The sequence below is a fragment of the Paenibacillus sp. F411 genome, from assembly GCF_017582705.1.
GTDB classification, from domain to species: Bacteria; Bacillota; Bacilli; order Paenibacillales; family Paenibacillaceae; genus Paenibacillus_AQ; species Paenibacillus_AQ algicola.
On sequence record NZ_JAGFIP010000002.1, the window covers coordinates 242,490 to 265,081 of the forward strand.

General features: G+C 52.2%; 22 protein-coding genes. 6 read left to right on the top strand and 16 right to left on the bottom strand.

The genetic code is table 11. From position 1 onward, the window contains the following. Window positions 1-68: 68 nt before the first annotated feature. The 15 genes from JJQ72_RS03560 to JJQ72_RS03630 form a co-directional block, all read right to left on the bottom strand. On the bottom strand, window positions 69-728 hold the full coding sequence (locus tag JJQ72_RS03560; protein ID WP_208202792.1) for a YdcF family protein: 660 nt from the start codon (window positions 726-728) through the stop codon (window positions 69-71). Between the two features lie 28 nt (window positions 729-756). Beyond that, window positions 757-1,314 (bottom strand): ribonuclease FAU-1 family protein, encoded by a 558-nt coding sequence (locus JJQ72_RS03565; protein ID WP_138225675.1) that lies wholly within the window; start codon window positions 1,312-1,314, stop codon window positions 757-759. Between the two features lie 168 nt (window positions 1,315-1,482). Then, on the bottom strand, window positions 1,483-4,218 hold the full coding sequence (locus tag JJQ72_RS03570; protein ID WP_208202793.1) for a transglycosylase domain-containing protein: 2,736 nt from the start codon (window positions 4,216-4,218) through the stop codon (window positions 1,483-1,485). A 150-nt stretch (window positions 4,219-4,368) separates the two neighbouring features. Next, window positions 4,369-4,608, bottom strand: coding sequence for an RNA chaperone Hfq (gene hfq / locus JJQ72_RS03575; protein WP_138225673.1), 240 nt, complete (start codon window positions 4,606-4,608; stop codon window positions 4,369-4,371). A gap of 40 nt (window positions 4,609-4,648) precedes the next feature. Further along, the gene (gene miaA, locus JJQ72_RS03580; RefSeq protein WP_208202794.1) at window positions 4,649-5,608 is read right to left on the bottom strand and encodes a tRNA (adenosine(37)-N6)-dimethylallyltransferase MiaA; all 960 of its coding nucleotides are present in this window, start codon (window positions 5,606-5,608) and stop codon (window positions 4,649-4,651) included. Continuing rightward, entirely contained in the window at window positions 5,601-6,377 is a 777-nt protein-coding gene (locus JJQ72_RS03585; protein ID WP_208202795.1) for a class I SAM-dependent methyltransferase, read from the bottom strand. The genes miaA and JJQ72_RS03585 overlap by 8 nt, the downstream gene beginning before the upstream one ends. A 17-nt stretch (window positions 6,378-6,394) precedes the next feature. Continuing rightward, window positions 6,395-8,383 (bottom strand): DNA mismatch repair endonuclease MutL, encoded by a 1,989-nt coding sequence (mutL, locus tag JJQ72_RS03590; RefSeq protein WP_208202796.1) that lies wholly within the window; start codon window positions 8,381-8,383, stop codon window positions 6,395-6,397. A 33-nt stretch (window positions 8,384-8,416) separates the two neighbouring features. Next, window positions 8,417-11,101, bottom strand: coding sequence for a DNA mismatch repair protein MutS (mutS, locus tag JJQ72_RS03595; RefSeq protein WP_208202797.1), 2,685 nt, complete (start codon window positions 11,099-11,101; stop codon window positions 8,417-8,419). A 57-nt stretch (window positions 11,102-11,158) separates the two neighbouring features. Beyond that, window positions 11,159-12,409, bottom strand: a complete 1,251-nt coding sequence (locus JJQ72_RS03600) for a putative amidoligase domain-containing protein (protein WP_208202798.1) — start codon at window positions 12,407-12,409, stop codon at window positions 11,159-11,161. Between the two features lie 135 nt (window positions 12,410-12,544). Beyond that, window positions 12,545-13,108 (bottom strand): outer spore coat protein CotE, encoded by a 564-nt coding sequence (locus tag JJQ72_RS03605; protein WP_138225667.1) that lies wholly within the window; start codon window positions 13,106-13,108, stop codon window positions 12,545-12,547. 107 nt (window positions 13,109-13,215) lie between these two features. Continuing rightward, complete coding sequence (locus JJQ72_RS03610) at window positions 13,216-14,181, bottom strand: aromatic acid exporter family protein (RefSeq protein WP_138227724.1); 966 nt, start codon at window positions 14,179-14,181, stop codon at window positions 13,216-13,218. An 82-nt stretch (window positions 14,182-14,263) separates the two neighbouring features. Beyond that, window positions 14,264-15,043, bottom strand: a complete 780-nt coding sequence (locus JJQ72_RS03615; protein ID WP_243895863.1) for an ABC transporter permease — start codon at window positions 15,041-15,043, stop codon at window positions 14,264-14,266. Window positions 15,044-15,111: 68 nt separating this feature from the next. Beyond that, window positions 15,112-15,888, bottom strand: coding sequence for an ABC transporter ATP-binding protein (locus tag JJQ72_RS03620; RefSeq protein WP_208202800.1), 777 nt, complete (start codon window positions 15,886-15,888; stop codon window positions 15,112-15,114). A gap of 38 nt (window positions 15,889-15,926) precedes the next feature. Continuing rightward, entirely contained in the window at window positions 15,927-16,931 is a 1,005-nt protein-coding gene (locus tag JJQ72_RS03625) for an ABC transporter substrate-binding protein (protein ID WP_208202801.1), read from the bottom strand. 181 nt (window positions 16,932-17,112) lie between these two features. Beyond that, window positions 17,113-18,630, bottom strand: a complete 1,518-nt coding sequence (locus JJQ72_RS03630; RefSeq protein WP_208202802.1) for a carboxypeptidase M32 — start codon at window positions 18,628-18,630, stop codon at window positions 17,113-17,115. A 125-nt stretch (window positions 18,631-18,755) separates the two neighbouring features. Here JJQ72_RS03630 and JJQ72_RS03635 point away from each other — a divergent pair, with 125 nt between their 5' ends. From JJQ72_RS03635 to JJQ72_RS03660, 6 genes are all read left to right on the top strand, one after another. After that, a complete protein-coding gene (locus JJQ72_RS03635) occupies window positions 18,756-19,091 on the top strand; it encodes an iron-sulfur cluster biosynthesis family protein (protein ID WP_208202803.1) in 336 nt (111 codons plus the stop codon). A gap of 45 nt (window positions 19,092-19,136) precedes the next feature. Next, a complete protein-coding gene (locus tag JJQ72_RS03640; protein ID WP_208202804.1) occupies window positions 19,137-19,706 on the top strand; it encodes a beta-class carbonic anhydrase in 570 nt (189 codons plus the stop codon). Between the two features lie 174 nt (window positions 19,707-19,880). Beyond that, the gene (locus JJQ72_RS03645; RefSeq protein WP_138225661.1) at window positions 19,881-20,432 is read left to right on the top strand and encodes a PadR family transcriptional regulator; all 552 of its coding nucleotides are present in this window, start codon (window positions 19,881-19,883) and stop codon (window positions 20,430-20,432) included. 83 nt (window positions 20,433-20,515) lie between these two features. Beyond that, window positions 20,516-20,953, top strand: a complete 438-nt coding sequence (locus JJQ72_RS03650) for a hypothetical protein (protein WP_208202805.1) — start codon at window positions 20,516-20,518, stop codon at window positions 20,951-20,953. 2 nt (window positions 20,954-20,955) lie between these two features. Beyond that, window positions 20,956-21,234: a YxcD family protein gene (locus JJQ72_RS03655; protein ID WP_208202806.1), complete on the top strand. Its 279-nt coding sequence runs from the start codon at window positions 20,956-20,958 to the stop codon at window positions 21,232-21,234. 79 nt (window positions 21,235-21,313) lie between these two features. Next, window positions 21,314-22,042 carry a DUF6199 family natural product biosynthesis protein gene (locus JJQ72_RS03660; RefSeq protein ID WP_208202807.1) on the top strand — a complete coding sequence of 243 codons (729 nt, stop codon included), beginning with the start codon at window positions 21,314-21,316 and terminating at the stop codon, window positions 22,040-22,042. Window positions 22,043-22,055: 13 nt separating this feature from the next. Here the strand turns inward: JJQ72_RS03660 and JJQ72_RS03665 are convergent, their stop codons facing one another. Beyond that, entirely contained in the window at window positions 22,056-22,571 is a 516-nt protein-coding gene (locus JJQ72_RS03665; RefSeq protein ID WP_208202808.1) for a DinB family protein, read from the bottom strand. Between the last annotated feature and the right edge of the window lie 21 nt (window positions 22,572-22,592).

Below are 22,592 nucleotides of genomic sequence, written 5' to 3' on the forward strand. Positions count from 1 at the left end.
TCACCTCAATCCAAAGGGCTCACTATCCCTTCATATGTATTCTCTTTGGACTTCGGTTATTAGAAGACTTATTCCTTCCATCCCATAGCAAGCAGCATCCGGTCTAGTCTCCATTTGCTGAACGCTAGAATTTCGCGGCCCTTTTGCTGAGTCAGCGGCAGCACGTTCGAGGTTGTGACTGCAAGCTTGGGGTTTCTGTAATCCAGAACCTCAGCGATTTCCATAGCACGGGCACCATGGTAATCATGAGTGATGATAACAGCCTGCTCCCAGCCCTGCTCTTCCATGATTGCGCGGCTAAAGAGCAAGTTCTCGTACGTGCTGGTCGCTTCATTCTCCAGGTGGATGTTCTCCTCAGGGATCCCCTGACTTACTAAATCGTTGCGCATGCCTTCTGCCTCTGTGTAAGGATATTCTGGCGCATCCAATCCACCCGTCACGATAAACTCCTCAAAGTACCCCTGATCATACAGCGTTCGGGCATAATCAAGTCGCTCCTTCAGTCCCGGGCTCGGCTTCTCTCCCCACATTGAGGCTCCCAGAATAATTCCAACCTCCACAGTGTCATCCAGTGTAGATTCGGCTTGGCCAATTCTTGTGTAAACATAACCGCACCATATCACTCCCAGCAGGATCACAACCAGACCCAAGCGCGTCCATATCTTCATGTGAAGTCTTAGATGCCGAGGACGAGCAGACGAGGGCTGTACAGCCTTCGACTCCCACATATTACTTCATCCTCTCCTTCTTCACCTGTTAGCGTTTCCTGCGAAACTCTCCATTATGAAACAGCCGGTCTCGATGATCCAGCGACATCATAAAGTAAGGAAACTCATGAGCATCAATCGCTCTCAGCACTTCGCGGGCCGTTACCTTGGCCTGCCTGTAATCATCGCGGGTAATGTCGCTGCGCCGAAGCGCATCCTCCAGTTCATCCTCGTCCAGCAAAAAGACTTCCCCATCCTTGTTCACGACGACGTCAAGGTATAAATCATCAAACCACGGCACACCCTGGTCCGTAACCCCCTGCTTCTTGCAGATATCGATGTACCACTGTACAATTCTCCGCTTCTCATCAAACATCGCCGTGACAATAAAATGGCTGTCCTTCGGGTAATACTGCAGCCACGAATAGCCTCGATCCGCAATACGGTATGTATGCCTTCCATACGTCTTCCACAAAGGCTCTTTCAAACCGTAGATGGTGTATAAGGTGAGATATCCCGTGAACTGCTCTCCTTCCACATACCGGGAAGTGAAATGCCGCCTCGTAATGCGCCGCCAATTCGCCCGGTCTCCGAATTTACGTTTCATGGAATTTTCCTCCCCATATCGTAAATTCAGCTTACCACATTTGTTAAATACACTCAAAATAAACAAAGCAGGCGCAGCCGAGAGTAGATCTCAGCCGCGCCTGCTAAGCTGCTGCAGCAGCTGCTTGAATACGGTAGTATAAGGTGCCTGCTGCCTGACAGGACTGTGCTAAGGCTGAGGCTGTGCCGTATTATTGCCTGAAGATGGACTGCTTTGAGGCGTTGTGGTGCCAGGGACAGATGTGTTCCCACCGCTGCCTCCGCTTTCACCTGTAGTACCCGTGCCCATGCCGTTTCTGCCGGTGCCTGTACTGCTGCGGCCTTCAGTGCCGCCTGGGACAGGCGTGCTGCCGGTGTCACCGCTGGGTGCTGTTTCTCCCGAATCGCCCTCCCCTTCATCTTCTTCGCCAGCGCCTTCGCCTTCTCCACTCTCACCGCCTGGTCTGTTCGAGGTACCGTTCTGACCCGGACTCGGCTGCTCTGAGCCATTTCCTTGACCCGAACCGCTCCCGCTGCCAGAATTTCCTTCCCCGTTGCCAGGCTCCTCATTCTCTTCCGCATTGTCTTCTTCCTGATCACTCTCCTCGCGATCTTCCTCTTCCTGCTCGTTCTCATCATTAGGTTCCGCTTCCGGCTCCTCCTCTGGTGGTGCCGGACCGGTAATGACCACCTCAACAGTATTTGAAGGCTCACTTTCCTGATCGCTTTCCGGATCATATGCGGTGACATAATAGCTGTAGGTCAGACCTGCAAGCACGCTGATATCATCGGTAGACGTGCCGGCCAGCTCATTCATAATCCGGGTATAATCTGTTTCTGACGCTTCCTTCCGGTACACACGGTACTCTGCTCCGCTAACCTCGGAAGCACTCCATGTCAGGTTAACTGCATTCCCCTCTTCATTGTAATAACCGGATACATTCCGGACTGCGGACAACTCCGGCTGCTCCGGCTCAACGGGCGCCTGGGGCTGATCCAGAACCGGGAAGCTTTGCGGATCATAGTTCTGAACGGCCTTGTCCATAATCTTGCCCCACAGTGCCGCAGCCATCGGGCTGCTCTGCTTCAGCATGCGTTCAGCGCTGGGTTCATCGTACCCCATCCAGACTGCTGCAGTCAGCTCCGGGGTATATCCCACAAACCATACATCCCGGATTCCGCTGACCCCGGTTATCCCGCTCTGCGTCGTGCCCGTCTTGCCGGCAACAGGGCGGCTGATTCTCGCGTTTCGGCCAGTCCCTTCATTCACCACCAGCTGCATCATATCTGTGATCTCCGATGCCGTCTCCGGTGACATGACACGCTCCGATGTCATCCCCTTATTCTCATGAACCACTTTGCCATTGCTGTTCTTAATCTGCTTGATAGCATAAGCCTCTTTCAGCTCACCGCCATTGGCAAAGGCCGTGAAGGCGCGTGCCATTTCAAAGGTATTGGTGCCCGTTGCTCCCAGAGCCAGAGACAGATTCTGATCGCTTTCTTTCACACTGATGCCCAGCTTCTGAGCAAATTGAAAGCCGGTCTTGACCCCGATCTTGTTCAGCATCCAAACAGCCGGGATGTTCTCAGAACGCTGAATTGCTTCTGCCATGCTGACACTTTTGGAGTATCCATTCAGGTTGTTCGGGCAATACTCCCCGAAGCACTGCTTTTCATTTGTGATCCTGGTGTCTTTTGACAGTTCGGGATCACTCTCCAGTGCGGGAGCGTACACAGCTACCGGCTTCAGTGAAGATCCCGGCTGCCGCACCTTACTGTCAAAAGCCCGGTTGAAGCTGGCGCGCTGATAATTCCGCCCCCCGCCAATGGCTACGATGCTGCCATTATGCTGGTTCATAATCACCATAGAGCCCTGCACAATGTCTTCACCGACACCTTTTTCAAAGTTGCTGTCATTATTGAATTCATCTTCAACCGCCTGCTGAGCAGACGCATCCATCGTGGTATAAATAGAGTAGCCGCCAACATTCAGGTCATCCTCGGTCAGGCCGTATTTCTCCTCGGCTTCCTCGATGACATAGTCAATGAACGCGGTATATTTCTGCTGTGTCGCAGGCGGCTCGTAGGTATACTCAACATTTTTGGCTTTCTCGGCATCCGCCGCGCTGATATAGCCCTGCTGCTCCATCAGCGTCAGCACGACTGCTCGGCGTTCCATACTGAGCTCCGGATTTCGAATCGGATTGTATTTGGAAGGTCCCTTGGGCATTGCAGCGAGTGTCGCCATTTCCCAGAGCTCCAGCTTATTCAAGTCACTCTTGCCGAAATAATGCTGCGACGCAGCCTTAATTCCATAATAAGGGCCGCCAAAGTTGATCCGGTTCAGGTACATTTCCATAATTTCGTCCTTCGTGTGCTGACGCTCCAGCGCCAGCGCAATGGAAACCTCTGTGGCCTTTCGGAAGAAAGTCTTATCCCGGGTAAGGAAAATATTTTTGGCCAGCTGCTGGGTAATGGTGCTTCCCCCTTCAACCATCGCTCTTGCCATAATATCCTTCACGGCAGCGCGCCCGATCGACCAAATATCCACGCCGCTGTGATCATAAAAGCGTTTGTCCTCGGTGGCGATAAATGCCTGCTGCAGCAGCTCCGGGATCTGATCAATGTCGACCGGATCACTCTTTTGAATGGAGAGCTCACCCATAAGCTGCCCGTTACGATCATAAACCTTAGATGTGCCGTATGCCGTTAATTTGTCTTTGTTCTCCTCCAGCAGCCTCTCGCCGCTGACCATGATAAACAGGTATCCCGCCAGCGCACAGAACACGGCAAAAACGCCGGTAAAAAATAAGATCCACCACACTTTTTTCCCCTTGCTCTTGGATTTGCCTGCGGGCTTCGTTGTTTTTCGGGCATTGTTATTTTTGTTTACCCTTGAAATTCCGTTATTATCCTTGCCAGCCATATGCGGCCCCCTCCTGACTCCCTGGTACTGTGGAAATGTGAAGACTTCTTCGGAAAGAAAAGAACAACCTTCTCAGGTTGTCCTCCACACTTCTTATACAACTAAACGAAATATACACCAAAAAGTTTCAGCTTAAACATGAAGCCAATCTTATTGCTCTCCCTGCTGCTCCTGCATCAGAGAAACATTGCGCTGCGGCATAAAGGTTGAAATCGCATGCTTATACACCATTTGCTGACGGCCGTCGCTGTCGATCACAATCGTAAAGTTGTCAAAAGCCTTGATGGTTCCGCGGATTTGGAAGCCGTTCGTTAAGTAAACGGTAGCGGGAATGTTCTCTTTGCGAAGCTGGTTCAAGAACGTATCTTGGATGTTGATGGACTTGTTCATTTAGCCGTACCCCCAATGGTTCAATTAGATTGTTATCATGTTATTCCATATGAATGTGAAGCTTTCCTGCTATTATAGCATGGATTTTTTCATAGCTTTCAATAAAATTTCCGGCTTCTCCCACATCGACCCACTGGATATCCTTCATATGGCGGAACCAGGACAGCTGACGTTTGGCAAATCGGCGGGTATCCCGCTTCAGCAGGGTGACAGCTTCCTCCCACGTCAGCTCATGGCGTAAGTACGACACCATTTCCTTATAACCCAGCCCTTGCATGGCCACCATTCCGGGTTCAAAGCCTCGGTCCATCAATGCCGCAACCTCTTCAACAAGCCCTTGTCGCAGCATGATATCGATTCGTTCCTCAATACGGTTATATAGCATTTGGCGGTCCATTGTCAAACCGATCAAACAGAGCTCATAGGGAGATTCTTTCTTTTGCTGCTGCAGCGAAGCAGACATAGGAACCCCGGTCAGATGAACAATTTCGAGAGCCCGCACCACGCGGCGGACATCATTGGGATGCAGCCTCTCCGCGCTCAGAGGGTCTGCCTCGACCAGCTGCTGATGCAGGGCCGCTTCGCCATGCTGCTTGGCAAATTGAAATTTTTCCTGCCGGAAGGCTTCGTCAGAGCCTGTCTCACTGAACTGGTAATTGTAACACACCGACTCGATATACAGCCCCGTGCCGCCCACTATAAACGGCAGCTTTCCCCGGGCGCTGATCTCATGGATGAGCCTGACGCTCTCCTCTTGAAATTCCGCTACGGAATAGGGATAATCCGGTTCATGAATATCAATGAGATGGTGCGGGACGCCCTCCATCTCTTCTGCCGTAATTTTGGCCGTCCCGATATCCATGCCCCGGTACACCTGCATGGAATCGCCGGAGATGATCTCGGCGTTCAAGGCTTTCGCAAGCTCAATGCTCAGCTTCGTTTTTCCGACAGCTGTCGGGCCGATCAGAACCAGCAATTTGGGTCTCGCAGCACTAGTCAATGTAAATCACTCCGTACGTTATTTTTGAATTGCCGCGCGCCATTGCCTCAAACCCGAGACGTTCGAATTCAGGACTATTCCGCTTTTCTTTCATCACAACACTCTTACGGGCCACCCGTACCGCTTCCTGAACACTGAGTTGATCCAGTGCACTTCCATTTGCATAATGCCGCAGCGGATTAATAGAAGCCGAATCTGTCAATGGATCCCGAAACATGGGGTCAAAATACACAATATCCACGCTCTTGTCCGGAAGGCTCTGCAAATATTCCAGATGTCCGCTATGCTTGACCTCAATGCGCCGCATCGCTTCATCACTCCGTGCCAAATGACTAGTATAGGTCTTCAGGCCCTCCTTCAACAGCACATATAATGGATGAGAGCTTTCAAGAGCCGTTACATGCCCGGAAAGCCCTGCTTTAAACGAAAACACGAGGGCATCCGTACCAAGACCCGCGGTGCAGTCCAGAACAGAATCTCCTTCCTCCATCCGCGCTGCCTGAAGCATAAGGTCCGCCTCCCCCCGCATGACGCGTTTGAGACGAACAAATCCCATGCTGGGATGGAATTCCAGCATTTCCTTCCCGGGTCCCCCAAGCCGCACATGCCCTTCCAGAAGTATCAATATATCCTCATCGCCACTACTGGCTGCGAGACGGGCTAAGGAGCGTCCGCTGCGGGGCACGTACCTGCATCCCGTTTCTGCTGCAATACACTGAGCCCGGCTTACTAAATGTGCCGCTTCAGCCTCACCTGTTGTAATAATCATCGTATCCTCCTGCTTCGTTACATCACTCGTTTGAACAATTTTTCCAGATCATAGGTTGAAAAAGAAATGACGATCGGCCGTCCATGAGGACACGTATACGGCTGTTTGCAGGCCGCAAGACGGTCCAGCAGCTTCACGGACTCAGCCTCTGTCAGCTTCTGGTTCGCCTTAATCGAAGCCTTGCAGGAGGCCATAATCGACGAAGCCTCCCGCAGCTTGGAGAGATCAATATTGCGCTCCTGCAGCACCCACTCCGCCATTTCGATGATAAGATCTCGTTCCTCCCCCTTGGGAAACCAGTAGGGATGGGAACGGACGAGAAACGTCTGACCGCCGAAATGCTCCAAATAGACACCTACCTGCTCAAACCAGTGCAGACGTTCCTTCAGCTTCAAGGCGTCAGAAGGCGTGAATTCCAAGGTAATCGGCAGCAGCAGTTCTTGTGAAGCGTCCGCCGGCCTGCCGAATTTCTCGAAATAATCCTCATAATTAATGCGCTCATGGGCAGCATGCTGATCAATAAGGTACAGTCCGGTGTCGTTTTGGGCAATCAAGTACGTTCCGTGATGCTGCCCGATCCAAGACAGCTCGGGAAAAGCCGGGATTTCCGGTGCCGCACCGCCCCCAGTTTGCAGCCAGTCCTTGGACACTTGTCTCGCCGCTGGCGATAACGACGACTCTCTTTGCCCTCCATGCTTGAAATTCTGTCCGCTTGAAGCCGGCATGCCAGAGCTGCTTCGTGAAGCTGGCTTCTGTACGTCATAAGAAGCGGCGGCGGCCTCGCGAAGCTCGGGAGCATGGGGCCCCGCCTCCTGCCGTGTGGCTTCCGGCAGCTTCGATGGGGTCGCCTTAGCCTCTTTCACTGACCTGTCCTCAGCAGGTTCAAAAGGCTTGGCTGCGTGATGGGGAGCAGCAGCTTGCGGATCACCCATGCCTTGTCTTGGAAACGACAGCTGCTCCTGGATATAAGCCGTTCCCTCTTTGCCAATATGTTGCTTGGCCGGACGCGGGATTAGCACCTCCTGCATCAGCACCTTTTGCACAGCCTCCTGAATCAGAGCTGTCAGTTCTGCCTCCTTGCTGAAACGCACCTCCAGCTTGGAAGGATGAACATTGACATCCACCAGAGATGGATGCATGTCCAGCTTCATGACCATAAGCGGGTAGCGGTTGATCGGGAGCATCGTATGATACCCTCGCAGAACAGCCTGTGTGAGGGCGTAGCTGCGGATATACCGTCCATTCACAATAAAGGACATTGCATTGCGGTTCGCTCTTGTCCAGTCCGGCCGGCTGATAAAGCCGCTAATGCGGTAATCCATGTCCTCCGCTTCAATGGGCAGCATCGCTTTCGCTGTACCCGTCCCGTAGATCGCTGCAATGACATTGCGCGTATCTCCACCGCCCATCGTCTGAAGCAGCACATTGCCGTTATGCCGCACCGTAAACGCAATATCGGCCCGAGACAGGGCGAGGCGGTACATATAATCCGAGATATGGCCCAGCTCGGTCTGGATCGTTTTCATATATTTCAGCCTTGCCGGCGTATTGTAAAACAATTCCTTCACGATGAAATCTGTGCCACGCGGCGCCGCCGTATCCTCGTTCACCTTCAGCTGCCCGCCTTCAATAACAATCCTTCGTCCCCGTCCGTCAGTATTGCTCGATGTCTTCAATGTCACCTTGGACACAGCTGCAATGGACGGCAGAGCCTCTCCGCGAAAGCCGAGACTCGTAATCTGAAACAGATTTCTACCCTGAGAAATTTTGCTGGTAGCATGGCGGTAAAAGGCGGTTTCGCAATCGTCAGGCTCAATGCCGGAGCCGTTGTCGGTGACGCGAATGCTGTGCAGGCCGCCTTCTTCTACGGAAACCTCAATCACGGTACTCCCGGCGTCCATCGCGTTCTCAACTAGCTCCTTGACGACGGAGGCCGGCCGCTCCACAACTTCACCGGCAGCGATCTGGTTTGCGATATGCTCGTCCAATATGTGTATTTTGGCCATCGTTTCTACCTCCATCGTTGTTGCTGATTTACATTATAGTAATTGCTTCGCTTTCGTTCTCAGCTCGTTCAAGAGCTGCATGGCCTGCAGCGGGGTCATGTTCATAATATCGGCTGACCTTATATCCTCCAGAATCTGCTCCTTCATAGGGTCCGGGATCGACGCCTTCACGGCGGACTCAGGCTTGCCTGCGGCCATCGCTCGGGTAGAAGCCTCTTCTTCCTCACCGAACATCGAGAGCTGGAATACATCCCGGCTTTCTTTGGTTTGATCCCGCTTCCATGCTGTCTCCAGGGAAGCAGCCGCTTCTCCTGCTACAGCATGCAGAGAGGCCTTCTCCAGATCCTGCAGCAGCCCGTAGGCACGGTCAATGATGCTGCCGGGCAGGCCAGCCAATCTGGCACAGTAGATTCCATAACTGCTGTCTGCCGCACCTGAAACCAGCTTTCTCAGAAAATGAACCTGATCCCCGCTCTCCTGCACGGCCATTGAATAATTGACGAGACCGTCCAGGCTGTCCGCCAAATGGGCAAGCTCATGAAAATGCGTGGAGACCAAAGCTTTACAGCGTATGACATCATGTACATACTCAATCACGGCCTGCGCAATCGCCATACCCTCACTCGTTGACGTGCCTCGTCCCAGCTCATCGATGATAATCAGGCTGTTCGGTGTCGCTTTCTCTGTCATGACCTGTATATCTGCCATTTCCACCATAAATGTGCTTTGACCGCCAATCAGGTCATCTGCCGCCCCAATCCGCGTAAAGATACGATCCACCAGCGGCAGCACAGCCCGCTCTGCAGGTACAAAGCAGCCGATTTGAGCCATGATGGAGAACAGCGCGACCTGACGCATATAGGTGCTTTTTCCAGCCATATTCGGTCCGGTAATCAGCAGTATGGACGAGCCGTCCTTCTGGAGACTGGTTCCATTTGAAATAAAGGCAGAATCCTTCATAACCGCTTCGACGACCGGATGCCGGCCGGCCTCAATGTTCATATCATAGCCATCGCTCAGCTCCGGCTTGACATAACGCTGATCTGCGCTGACTGCAGCAAGAGATTGGTATACGTCCATCTCCGCGACCTGCTCTGCGAGCTTCTGCAGACGGGCAATCTCGGCATTGACCGCTTCACGCAGCTCTGTAAACAAGGCATACTCCAGATCCACCATCTTGTCTTGGGCTTCCAGAATAAGGCCTTCCTTCTCCTTCAGCTCCGGAGTCACGTAACGCTCCGCGTTCGCAAGCGTCTGCTTCCGTTCATACCGCCCCTCAGGCAGCGCAGACAGATTGGATTTGGTCACTTCGATATAGTACCCGAACACTTTATTGAAGCCGATCTTAAGCGACTTGATGCCTGTCGCCGCACGTTCTCTGGCTTCCAGCTCGGCGATCCACTGCTTGCCGTTCCGGCTTGCCTCGCGCAGCTCGTCCAGCCGCTCATGATAGCCTGGCTTGATCATGCCGCCATCACGCAGAGACACCGGAGGATCATCCGCAATGGCGTCCCCGATCAGGGCGCATAAATCACCGCAGATATCCATGCTTTGGGCGAGCCGCTGCAATGTCTCCGAGCCTGAATCCTGACAGAGCTCTTTCAATGTGGGAATCTGCTGCAAAGACAGCTTCAGGGCGTTCATATCCCTGCCATTGGCGCTGCCAAAGGCAATTCTGCCGACCAGCCGCTCCAGGTCATAAATTTCCTTCAGAGCGGCCCGCAGATCCTCCCGGACAATATATTGCTGATACAGCCGCTCTACAGCCTCCAGACGTTCTTCAATACGGCTGCGCGAGCGCAGCGGCTTATCGATCCACCGGCGAAGCAGACGCGCTCCCATGGAGGTCTCCGTCCGGTCCAGCAGCCACAGGAGCGAGCCCTTCTTGGAGCGCTCCCGGACCGTTTCAACCAGCTCCAGGTTTCTCCGCGTGAACGGATCCAGAACCATAAATTGACCGGGCTCATATGAGGATATCCGGGTTAACTGTCCCATGCTTCGTTTCTGCGTCTCATTCAGGTATGAGATAAGCAGCGACACGCATTTCTGCCGTTCCTGATCCAGCCGGGCCCATGTGGAGTCCCCGAACTGTGCCGAGACCAGATCATCCTGTCTCCGTTCCCAGGACGTATAGAGCACGGGCCGGCCGGAAGGAAGCACACTTGAAGCCACAGCGCTGAGCAGCGACTCATCACCAATAATTTCAGAAGGCTCATAGATTCCGATTTCGTCCCGCAGCCACTCTTCCGAAGCCGGCATGGAGGTCACATAGAGCTCCCCGGTGGATAGGTCACAGGCCGCAATTGCCATTAATGCATCCTGAGACGTGATACAGACCATGTAGTTATTCGCCTTCTCGGCGACCGTCTTCCCTTCCATAATGGTGCCCGGCGTCACGACGCGGACAATTTCCCGCCGCACCATCCCCTTGGTCACCGAAGCGTCCTCCATTTGCTCGCAGATGGCGACCTTGTAGCCTTTTTCAATCAGACGTACGATATAGCCCTCGGCCGAGTGGAAGGGAACGCCGCACATCGGAATCTTGTCGCCGCCCCCGCCTTCGCGGCCGGTTAATGTAATCTCCAGCTCTTTGGATGCCAGAATGGCATCGTCAAAGAACATCTCGTAAAAATCTCCTAAACGGAAAAAAAGAAACGCATCCCGCGCCTGTTCTTTAATGCCTAAGTATTGTTCAATCATCGGCGTGTATTTTGCCATATTTACCTCCATGCCGTGTTCAGCTTGAACTCTATTATACCAAAAATCGAGTTAAGGTCACGGGAGTACCGGAAGATTCCAAAGTCTGCGAATATCCCTCGATTCATTCCAGGTTTTCCCGGAATAAATCTGCTTAAACAATCGGTCGATGCATTGCCGGTGAGCCTCATAAGCCTTCAGCTTCCCATAATCCTGATGAAGCCGCACAGCCCATGCAGATAGAACGCTGCGGTCACCTTCGTAATAAGCCCGGTGCACTTCGTTATAGGAGAGCGGCCGAAGATTCAGCTCACTATAATGATGCGCAATCAGATATGCCATGTGGAGCACCCCGCGCGTAATCAGAGGAGACACGAGAAAGCTGGGGGGTGTCCGGTATTCAAAGCCGCCATGGCTCTGGTGACGGAAATCGCCGAGGCTTCCATATCTCGGACGGCGGGAGCGTCCCCGCGGATCCTCAAGCGCGGCCAAAGGCAGTGAAAGGTAGTTGTCCAGGCACTGCAGCACCTCAAGCGAGAGAGGAATACCGCTGAAATGCAGATGCCCGCCCAGCGGATAGCCGTCTGCCGGCATGGCGCCCGCTCTCCACTCCAGCGTCCGGTCCGTGATCAAGCTCCATGCGTCGCGGAACACCCTTCTCATCTCCAGCAGCAGACTTTCCGGCTCCGCTTTAGGCTCAGGACGAAGCTCCGCCAGCGGATAGGTCACGGTCTCGCCAATCCGAACTGCATCACAGCCCGCCCGGCCATATCGGTCCAGAAATTGAGAGGCATCAGCCACCCTCCCCTCCCGGTCCACCAGAATAAATTCCGGGTCCATGCCCAACAAGACGGGGGCGCCGGGGCCTTGAGGCTTCAGGCTGCTGTCTTGCCTCGGCTTACCATCACCGGAATGAGACCGCCGGGCGATGTGCTCCACAACGTAACGTCGCCCCGGCAGCAAAGAGATTGTGACCTCCCCGCGCTCCAGCCCCAAGACGTACAGAGTCCGTATAGCGGCTCGGCACAGCCGGGCGTGGAGGCCATCACTTGATCCGGAATGCTCCATACCTTGCATTGAAGTCTGCAAATAACCGGCGTTCGAAGCCATCAGCTTGCAGACCTCTGCGTCTTCCAGGCTATAAACGGTCACCAGGTAGCTGGCAGCATACCTGGACGGCATGCTCAAGGCATCTCCCTCCAGCGGACCTTTGATCCGGCTTGGAATGCCGGAACGCTCCAGTCGATGATGAATGTCTTCAAGACTCATTTGGAGCGGCTGCTCCACATTCCCGGAACTCCCTTTCCATTCGACCTCATCCAGCTTCATGATCCACCACCCTTTCCACGCCAACAAAAAAAGCCCCGGCACTCGGAGCTTTCAACAAAAGAGGGCGTTTGCCCTCTGCAAAGCCGCCCCCTACTGCATAGACTATCTTGTAACATGGGAATCAGCAGGGTTGGTTTACAGCTCATCCTCCAGATCGTCAAACTCCAGATCCTCATAATCGCTGTCGCCGCTGTCTCCCCCGGCAAATTCAAACTCTTTGTCCTCCAGATCACTTGCTTGACCCACCAGCACCAGCACCTTGGTTTCGGCGACCAGCTCAACGGAGTACTCTCTCTCCACTCTCAAAATTACGCTTTTCCCGTTGGAAGATACACTGGCTTCCACACAGCTTGGTTCCTGGGTTGCTTCCGCCGATACCTCTACGGTGGAGGAACGGTGCTTGGGATCCAGATAAGAGAGAGGCACGCGCTCTACATACGACACCGTTTCTTTGGCCACATCGGTCTGCGAATTTTTGTCATAGGAATACCAGATGTTTAAATCATAAGTACCTACAACCTCGATTCCGTCTCCGGCGGCCACCGCCTCATACTGATGCTGTATAATCCAGGCCCCTAAAATACTGGTCGGATTATTGGGCGGAGTCACGGTATGTGTTACGGTAGAGAATTTGCGCCCTTTGCCGCAGATCGCCTTGGTGATAATTTCTCTACATTGGTGTTTACTGCTTAATGACATCTTCGAACCTCCTCCATACAATCATTCCCTACAAGTGTATGCACGACATGGGCGAATGTTGAATGAAGTGGTCCAAATAAATTGTCTTTATGCTAAAAATAGTGATGCTAAGCGCGTTTAGCGACCTTACTGGTCGGCGCCTTGCTTCGCTTTGAAATTTTCAAGAAATCCTCCAGCTCTTTGCTCAGTTGCAAAATCGCCGACCTGACCTCGAACTCCTCCCGGGTCTTCGGCAGCTCCATTTCCCGGAATTTGGCTTGGACCTCTGTCAGCAGCTTCTCGGTTTTGCCTGTGTATTCCTCTGCGATCACATCCTGGCTGATCTGATCGAACAGCTCGGCGGCGAAAATGCCTGTGGGCAGCTTCTCATAGATCTGGGACACCAGATGCATCATGGCGGCAATATGGTCCAGCTGCTCCTTCCGCATATAGAAGTAAACGTTCCACGCCAGATCCGGGTGCAGCATCTGGTTCTCCAGATTGCGGTTGCTCTCTGCAATGCCGCGCTCGACCATTTTACCGGCCTGAATCATTTCCTTGCCATCCCACAGATGAGACGGCTCCCGCAGCGTGCGGGAAATCTGGGTGAAAATCTGCGAGAATAGCCCGTCCACCTGCCGCCTGATTTGACCCAGCTGCCCCTCACCCTTGGGCATGTAGATCATGTTCACGACCATCGCCGAGCCCAGCCCGATCATAAGCAGCTGCACCTCGGTCCAAAAAATGTGAATGTCCAGCTCCTGCCCGCTGAATACGCGGAATACGACCACAGAGCTCGTGACAATACCTTCCTTTAAATGTGCTTTGGAAATGGCCGGGAACGCAATCAATATGTATAATGCCAGTACCCAGTAATGATAGCCCAGCAGCTGAAACAGCACTGACGCAAACACAAGACCGAGCAGTGACGCAAAAAAACGCGACGATACGGAGTGCAGGCTGCGCTTGCGCGTTACATCCACACCCAGTATCGCCAGCAGACCGGCTGAGGTTGCTCCCGGAATCTCTAATGCATCTGTAATTACAATGGCTAGCAAGGCCGCAATCGCTGTTTTGATCACGCGGAATCCCATCATATCCAGTCTCCTGTCATTCCCGATGAACTTACAGATTTATCGTATCCCATTTTTGGAGGGGAGACAACCTGACATGGGCTCAACGGGAGCGAAGCAGCAGCTTTTCTATATAGACGACCAGCTGATACATGCCTGTGGCCGCCACTGCAATTACGAGCAGACTGGAGAGCACAATGGTGAAGTTAAACACCTGAAATCCGTACATAATCAAATAGCCAAGACCTGATTTCGCAACGAGAAATTCTCCCACAATCACGCCTACCCAGGCCATCCCTACATTGACCTTCAAGGTGGAGATTATGGCCGGGAATGAGGCGGGCAGAATGACCCGCCTAAACCTCTGGGCCTTGCTTCCTCCGAATGTGCGGACGACCTTGACATAATTGGGGTCCACCTCAGAAAAGCTGTTATAGACCACCAGTGTAGTAACAATAACCGTAATTGAGAGCGTCGTCATGACAATCGCTGTAAAGCCGCCTCCAAACATGACAATAAAGATCGGTCCCAGCGCGACCTTGGGCATGCTGTTAAACACGACCATATACGGGTCCAGCACCTTCGACAGAAAAGGGGACCACCAGATCAGCACTGCCAGCAGTGTCCCCGCCAGCGTTCCCAGCAGAAATCCTACCGCGGTCTCGCCTACAGTTACTCCGATATGCCCCCACCATTCCAAGGTCACTGCCTGCTGAGAAAGATAGAGCGCAATTTTACTGGGATAGCTGAAGAGAAGCACATCAATCCAGCTAAGCCTTCCGGCCACCTCCCACAGGGCAAAGAAGACGGCTAGCAGCAAAAGCTGCACTGCCAGCACCAGACGGCTCTCTTTTCGTTTCCGCCGCAGATGCACGGCATGCATATCATCAAGCCAGGCCCCGCCGTTCTCCTGGCTCGAGAAAGCTCCTTTTCCCGGTTCTCCCACGGCATTCACTCCTTTCCGCTGATCTTCTCCATTTCGTGCCATATGCTATGAAACAGCTCGTTAAAGCCCGGCTCCTTCCGGGCCAGAAACGGCTCCGTGCTGCGCACAGGCTCAGGGACGTCAAACACATAGTGAACCCGGCCCGGGTTTCGATTTAACAGCACCACCCGATCACTCATAGCAATGGCCTCCGACAAGTCATGCGTGACCAGCACAGCCGTTTTGCGGCGCTCCTTCAGCGTTTTGACGATGAGGTTCTCCAGCTTCAGCTTTGTCTGGTAATCCAGCGCAGAGAACGGCTCATCCAGAAGCAGCAAGGATGGATCGGCAGCCAGCGTGCGGACCAGGGCCACACGCTGACGCATCCCGCCGGACAGCTGCTGGGGATAAAAGCTACCGTAGCCCGCCAAGTCCATCTCCTTCAGCAGCTCTTCGGTCAGCACAGCCGAAGCCTCATTCAGTCCGCCTGTCAGCTCCAGTCCGAGCAGCGCATTCTTCTGAATGCTAAGCCAAGGGAACAGATAATCCTGCTGCAGCATATAGCCTACCTCGGGGGAGGTTCCCTCTACCGCATGGCCGTTCACGGTTACTGTGCCCTTTGAAGGCTGCAGCAGCCCGGCAATGATCGACAAAAGGGTCGTTTTGCCGCAGCCGCTAGGCCCGATGAGACTGACAAATTCACCAGGATGAACGGTGAGATTAATGTCCTCAATAGCCAAGGAAGCTTCCCGGTCACTAACATAAGCATGTGTAATTTGCTTCAGCTCCACAGCCGGCTTCATTCCTGATTCCTCCTTCCCCGGCAGGCGGCCGTCTTGGTTCATTCTCCGCTCCGCTTTGCCTGCTCTGCAAAACGATTATTGACGATTTCCTCTGCAGCCACCCGCTCTTTGAGCTCGCCCGCCTGCTCCATGACATCCAGCAAATTATTCCACTCCTGATCATCTACAATGGGGTCCGTAGCGTACGTGCCCTGCTCCATGTAGCGCTTGACGGAAGAAATGACAATTTCGGGATCTGTATCCTTGAAAAACGGCATGATGACCTCCGCCACCTCTTCCGGTGAATGCGTGTTTACCCACTGCTGAGCTTGGTACAAAGCATTTGTAAACCGCTGGACCGTATCAGCATTCTCATTCATATAGCTTTCTTTTGTCATAAACACGGTATAAGGCAGATGGCCGCTCTCTACCCCGAAGGAGGCGACGACCTTTCCTTTGCCCTCCTGTTCGAAGATGGATGCCTGCGGCTCAAACAGCTGCACATATTCTCCGGTCCCCGAAGCGTAAGCAGATGCGATATTGGCGAAGTCGATATTCTGAATCAGCTCCAGATCCTGCCTGGGATCAATGCTTTTGCCCCGCAATGCAAACTCGCCCGCCATCTGCGGCATACCGCCCTTGCGCTGGCCCAGGAACACCTTTCCTTTTAATTGATCCCATTCAAAGGCTCCCGAGGACTCTCTTGCCATCAAAAAGGTCCCGTCTGTTTGTGTCAGCTGCCCGAAGTTAATGACCGGATCCTCCGCACCTTGCTGATACACATAAATCGAGGTCTCAGATCCTACCAGCGCGACATCAATGCCCCCTGATAACAGTGCAGTCATCGTTTTGTCCCCGCCAAAGGTCGTTTGCAGCTCTACCTCCAGTCCCTGATCTTCAAAAAAGCCTTTCTCCATCGCGACATACTGCGGTGCATAGAACACCGAACGCGTGACCTCGCCGATCTTGACCTTCATCGTTTCACTCTTTCCGCTGCATCCGGACAGTACTAGCGTACATACCATCAGGATGGACAGGGTCATGAACCAGCCTTTTCTTATCATCGCTACCCCTCCACCTGTGAATGATTCTTTTCTTTCCCTAATTTATGCAGCAGCCGTGAGGATGGTTAAAGGCCTTGAGGGCCCATACCAACACAGTCTTAGGACGCCCATGAAAAAAAGGGCTTTACGTCTGATCACCTTTCGGCTGTCAGGCGTAAAGCCCATATCAAATTCTATTCTATTAAAGCTGATAAACGTCCTTATACTTCGCTTCCAAATAATCGGCCAAATAATCCGGATTCAGCGGTTCACCAGTTACACGGACAATAATCTCGGAAGGCTTCTCGCTTTTGCCGTAGCGGAGGATCTTGTCCGTCAGCCACTCCTTGATGGGCGTCAGATTCCCTTCCTCAATAAGCTGATCCAAGTCTGGCATTTCCTTACGCATCGTGTGCATAAATTGTGCTGCATACATATTTCCAAGCGAATAGGAGGCAAAATATCCGAAATCTCCACCGGACCAGTGAACATCCTGCAGAACACCCATCCGGTCATCAGGCGGCATGATTCCAAGGTATTCTTTGTACTTCGCATTCCAGATTTCCGGGAGCTCCTTTACGGAGAGGCCTTCATTAAACAGCATCTTCTCGATTTCATACCGGATAATGATATGAAGATTGTAGGTCAGCTCGTCGGCTTCAATGCGAATGAACGAATTCTCCACGCGATTGACTGCACGATAGAAGGCTTCTGCCTCGACATCTCCAAACTGCTGCGGAAAATGCTGCTGTAGATCGCGGAAATACCGCTTCCAGAAGGCGCGGCTGCGGCCAATCATATTCTCCCACAGGCGGGATTGGGATTCATGAATACCCATTGAGGTGCCGCCGGATAACGGAGTGCCGTGCAGCGCAGCTTCAATATTTTGCTCATAGAGAGCGTGACCGCCTTCGTGCAGCGAGCTGAATACCGCGCTCGTCACTTCATCCTGTAAATAGTGAGTTGTAATCCGGACATCACCGTTGTTCAGCCCGATGGCAAACGGGTGAACACTCTCGTCCAGACGGCCGGCTTCAAAATCGTAGCCCATCTGCTCCAGAATAAACAGGCCGAACTTTTCCTGCTGACCTACATCGAACAATTGATGCATAAACGCCGTTTCTGGCTGCTTGCCACGTTCTCTGATGGTTTGAGCCAGCGGAACAAGCCTTGCGGTCAGGCGCTGAAACACATCATCCAGCTCCGCCACGGTCATATCCGGTTCATACATATCCAGCAGGGTATCATAGGGAGTCTGCTTCGCACCCCAATAACCGATAAACTCCTTTTTGAACTCCACAATGCGGCTCAAGTAAGGCTCAAAGCCAACAAAATCGTCATTCTTCTTGGCGTCCTCCCACATCGATTCCGATTGAGCCGCCAGTACTGTATACTCCTTGAAGCGTTCTGCTGGCAAAGACTTGTTGCGGTCATACTCCTTGCCCGCTTCCTGAACCATTCGGCGCTGCAGCTCATTTAGCTGCTCTTGAACGCTTGGAGCGGACAGCGCTTGGATCAGCTCTCCCATCTCAGCGGAGGTCAACAGCTTGAAAGCTTCCGTAGAGAGCATGCCCAAGGTTTCTGACCGGGAAGCAACTCCTTTCTTGGGAGCTCCGGTGCGCAGATCCCAAGCGAGCAGCCCGACCGCTTCATTATAACTGGAAATTTGGCGGAATAACGCTTCAAAGCGTGACCATTCCTCACTCCATTGTTTTTCCATCGAACTTCACCTGCTTTTTAAATATGGTTTACACCTTCTACTTGATGATACTTTTCTTCAGGTTTATAATCAACTTTTGAGAAGGCACATCTGTGTTTACATAGCAAAAGGAGTGTGTTACAGCCATGATGATCCAACTGACCGAGGCAGCAGAACAGAAACTTAAAGGAAAGCTTAGCCATTCCCCCGGCGTCATCAGGCTGATCCACGACTCTGAAGGCTGCGGCTGTGTGATGAGTGCCGTTCCGGGGCTGGAAATTATCGAACAACCGGGCGAGAATGACGTCGCGTTGGACACGAAAGCTTCTTACCCTATTTACATGAGCCGCAATCATGAGGTATTTTTCGAGGAAGCGCTGATGCTGGACCTGAATTCGAGCGGACTTCATTTCCGATTGTCAAGCACGGGCCAGACCTACAGCACGAACGTCAAGCTTGTGGACCGCCGCCTGAAGGCGTAGGTTACATGCCCAGCACATTATCTATTATCAAGGAGGAATTGTATCATGACGACTCAGCTTAGCAGTATTATGGAGCACAACCGCAAATTTGTTCAGGACAAGCAGTATGAAGCTTACGAAACGAGCAAGCTTCCCGACAAGAAAACCTTGATCGTAACCTGTATGGACACTCGTTTGGTTGAACTGCTTCCTAAAGCTATGAATTTCAAGAATGGCGACATCAAGATCATCAAGACGGCAGGCGCCATTGTCTCCAACCCGTTTGGCAGCGCGATGCGCTCCATTCTAGTAGGACTTTATGAGCTTAATGTTGAGGAAGTCATCGTCGTTGGACATCATGAGTGCGGTATGGCCTCTCTCAATTCCGAACGAATGGTCAGCTCCATGAAAGAGCGCGGCGTTTCCGATGAAGTGCTCTCCACCCTGGATCATTCCGGAATCAAGCTGGATGAATGGCTGCGCGGCTTCGATAACGTAACCTCTGCGGTTGAGAATACAGTCAGCCTGATCAAGAATCATCCGCTGCTGCCACGAAACACCCCAGTTCATGGAATGGTGATCCATCCGGCAACAGGCGCTCTTGATCTGGTCGTTGAAGGCTACAGCGCACCCTGATCAGTATCTTTCATCCCCTGGCATGAGCCGCACTGCGGCTCATGTTTTTTTGTATTTTCTGTGACTTATTTGTCAAACCATACAGTCATGGTGTACACTTTTAATGAACGGACCCGGAAGACGGGAGCACCTGGCTTTCGGCTCACTGATACAGTTCCAAAAGGGGTCATGAACATGAATACGTTGTCATACGGCCTGCTTGGTTTACTCGCCCGGAAGGAATCCTCCGGCTACGAGCTGATGCTTCGAATTCAGCCCTTCTGGCAGGCAAAGCATAGTCAGATTTATCCGCTGCTTGCCCGAATGGAAGAGAAAGGCCTACTCAGCTCCTACTGGGTTCAGCAGAGCGACAAGCCTGACAAGAAGATTTATGCCATCACGGAAGACGGTATAAGCAAACTCCGGGAATGGATGCATCAGCCGATCGCTCCCTCTGTCACCAAGGATGAGCTGTCTCTTCGAACCTTTTCACTCTGGTTAAGCGAGATTGGCGTATCCGTTGAGATTTACCAGGAACGCCGGGAGCTTTATACGGAGAAGAAGCGGTATTATGAAGAGCTCTTGGCAGGCATTCCGCAAGGACAGTGCCACCCCGGCTCCAAAGAGTTCGGCAGTTATATTTTGGCTACCAAAGCCTTAATGACAGTCGATGCCGAGCTGAAGTGGTGTGATTGGGTCCTGAAGCTGCTGACTGAGCACAGCTACGCTGCTGCCGGACGTGAGTAAATATTTTTGAAACGAATCATGAGCTAGTCCGTATACTAAAGTATGATCACTAATTTTATTTTTGGGAGGTTCGAAAGAACACGATGAAAAAACTACTCGCGATCTTAGTCGTGCTTACCATGTTTCTGGTAACCATTGCTCCGGATTCTGTAGATGCAAGAAGAAGCGGCGGATTTAGCTCAAGTAAGAAAAGCTTCCAGTCCACGCCGAAGAAAGCGGACAATAATGTACAGAAATCCACGACGAACAACACGAATAACACAACGGGTGCAGCTACACAGAACCGCGGCTTCTTCAGCGGCGGCAGCCTTATGAAAGGTCTTATGATCGGTGGCCTGGCAGGTCTGCTCTTCGGCGGGATGTTCGCTGGTATGGGCTTCATGGGTGAAATCATGGGACTTCTGATTAACCTGATTGCCGTATGGGCTTTGATTATGATTGTGATGGCTGTAGTGAGAGCTGTTAAGCATCGCCGCCGCAACGTAGACACTGACGTGGACGATCGTAACAGAAGGTACTAATTATGGTCTTAAGCATGGACGAGATTATCAATGCCGTATGTCTTCACCAGGCTGAACGTAAAGGCGTAAAGCCTACAGACGTTATTGTTGAACTCAGATGGGACGAAGACACCGGCTACACTGCTGAGGTATGGGTGCATGATCGCAGTCAGTATCTGATCGAAGCCAACCTTATGGAGGCTATTCTGCGCTACCTCAACTCCGAGTACAACATCCGGGCCTACCGGGAACAGGTACGCCTGGAGCTGGAAGACGAAATTATTGCCGTAGTATCGCAATAAACTACAGCATAGCTAAGGCGCTCACTAGACGTTGTCGGTGAGCGCCTTTTATAATATCTGCAATGTCAGAGAGGTGTGAATGAGCGTGCTTCGATCCTACAAACCTATGATCATTGTGCTTTTGCTTATGGCTGGCATTGTGGCCGTTTGGATATTTGGAGCTACATATTATAGTCAGCATATTTTTCACGCAGCAGATCACAAATACAAGCTGTCATCTGCTTCACATCCTAACCGTCTCCAATACATATCAAGCACTGGTCCACTTATTGAAGTACAACCCGGGCAGGATGATCAGGTTCAAATTACCATCGCTAAAGAAGAATATGTGGTAGAGAAGCTTTTCGAACATACGGACAGCCCTGACTCTCAAGAAGACAGCAGCGCCGAGTACCTCGTAACATACCCTGACGGTGAAGTCTACAGAGTCAGCGAGTCTGCGGGCCGATTAACTGCTGAGGACTCTTACGGCAATACAGTCAACAGACATAGCGTTTATATTGGCGGTGTCAGAAAGCTGGCAGAAGACGAGCCGTACTATCATCCCGTAGCATTCGTTCAGGCCGCGTACGAGAAGCATCAGCCGTTACAAGGCCAGCGATGGCTGTATGTGCTCTCCATTCTATTGCTGATTCATGGCTGCTGTCTCTTTTTATTCGAGCGTTATCAGACGTTTTGGTTCTGGATGTCCTTTGAATGGATTTATGTCAAAAACCCTCAACCGAGTGATTTCTACTACTTCTGTACCAAGTTGGGAGGTATATTTACCGTTGCAGTCTCATTTGTGATGTTCTATAAATCGCTGTAGTTCACGGTATGCACTAGGATAGATACCGCTCCCGGATGATCTTTAAATGATATTTTTCATGACCTGCAATAATGTATGCCATCGCCCGCACAGAGAGTAGCACCTCACCTGCGAAGCCATGGCGTTCCCAAGCCTCTTCAGGAAGCCCCTTAAGGAGCTGAATCGTGGACTGACGAACAGCTTTATATTCGTCGATCATGGAGTCAAGCTCTCTATGCTTGTAATCTGCCAGCTTCACGAAGCTTTCCCGATCGGAGCTCGTCAAAGGCATGGCATCCCCTCGTGCAAACCGGTACAGCCAATAGCTTAACAGGCGTTCATGATCAAAGATATGACCAAACACCTCTTTAACGGTCCACTTTCCCTCCTCATAACAGCCATTAGCCTGATGCTCATTGAGTGCACCGAACAGCTCTGCAGCTTCAGCCTGCTGTGCTGCCAGCACCTCAACAATTTGGGGTTCTTGAATGAGCCCAATATATTTCTCATAATATTCCGGATAATCCTTAGCCTGTGGTCTTCCCTTCATCTATGTCTCCTCCTTCAACCA

Bases quoted from the DNA above. Each gene is read 5' to 3' on its own strand.
- JJQ72_RS03660 (WP_208202807.1), top strand. From the start codon at position 21,314: ATGAGCGTGCTTCGATCCTACAAACCTATGATCATTGTGCTTTTGCTT.
- mutL (WP_208202796.1), bottom strand. From the start codon at position 8,383: ATGGCCAAAATACACATATTGGACGAGCATATCGCAAACCAGATCGCT.
- mutS (WP_208202797.1), bottom strand. From the start codon at position 11,101: ATGGCAAAATACACGCCGATGATTGAACAATACTTAGGCATTAAAGAA.
- JJQ72_RS03635 (WP_208202803.1), top strand. From the start codon at position 18,756: ATGATGATCCAACTGACCGAGGCAGCAGAACAGAAACTTAAAGGAAAG.
- JJQ72_RS03640 (WP_208202804.1), top strand. From the start codon at position 19,137: ATGACGACTCAGCTTAGCAGTATTATGGAGCACAACCGCAAATTTGTT.
- JJQ72_RS03625 (WP_208202801.1), bottom strand. From the start codon at position 16,931: ATGATAAGAAAAGGCTGGTTCATGACCCTGTCCATCCTGATGGTATGT.
- JJQ72_RS03560 (WP_208202792.1), bottom strand. From the start codon at position 728: ATGTGGGAGTCGAAGGCTGTACAGCCCTCGTCTGCTCGTCCTCGGCAT.
- JJQ72_RS03610 (WP_138227724.1), bottom strand. From the start codon at position 14,181: ATGGGATTCCGCGTGATCAAAACAGCGATTGCGGCCTTGCTAGCCATT.
- JJQ72_RS03615 (WP_243895863.1), bottom strand. From the start codon at position 15,043: ATGCATGCCGTGCATCTGCGGCGGAAACGAAAAGAGAGCCGTCTGGTG.
- JJQ72_RS03565 (WP_138225675.1), bottom strand. From the start codon at position 1,314: ATGAAACGTAAATTCGGAGACCGGGCGAATTGGCGGCGCATTACGAGG.
- hfq (WP_138225673.1), bottom strand. From the start codon at position 4,608: ATGAACAAGTCCATCAACATCCAAGATACGTTCTTGAACCAGCTTCGC.
- JJQ72_RS03605 (WP_138225667.1), bottom strand. From the start codon at position 13,108: ATGTCATTAAGCAGTAAACACCAATGTAGAGAAATTATCACCAAGGCG.
- JJQ72_RS03655 (WP_208202806.1), top strand. From the start codon at position 20,956: ATGGTCTTAAGCATGGACGAGATTATCAATGCCGTATGTCTTCACCAG.
- JJQ72_RS03645 (WP_138225661.1), top strand. From the start codon at position 19,881: ATGAATACGTTGTCATACGGCCTGCTTGGTTTACTCGCCCGGAAGGAA.
- JJQ72_RS03650 (WP_208202805.1), top strand. From the start codon at position 20,516: ATGAAAAAACTACTCGCGATCTTAGTCGTGCTTACCATGTTTCTGGTA.
- JJQ72_RS03620 (WP_208202800.1), bottom strand. From the start codon at position 15,888: ATGAAGCCGGCTGTGGAGCTGAAGCAAATTACACATGCTTATGTTAGT.
- JJQ72_RS03585 (WP_208202795.1), bottom strand. From the start codon at position 6,377: ATGATTATTACAACAGGTGAGGCTGAAGCGGCACATTTAGTAAGCCGG.
- JJQ72_RS03600 (WP_208202798.1), bottom strand. From the start codon at position 12,409: ATGAAGCTGGATGAGGTCGAATGGAAAGGGAGTTCCGGGAATGTGGAG.
- JJQ72_RS03570 (WP_208202793.1), bottom strand. From the start codon at position 4,218: ATGGCTGGCAAGGATAATAACGGAATTTCAAGGGTAAACAAAAATAAC.
- JJQ72_RS03630 (WP_208202802.1), bottom strand. From the start codon at position 18,630: ATGGAAAAACAATGGAGTGAGGAATGGTCACGCTTTGAAGCGTTATTC.
- JJQ72_RS03665 (WP_208202808.1), bottom strand. From the start codon at position 22,571: ATGAAGGGAAGACCACAGGCTAAGGATTATCCGGAATATTATGAGAAA.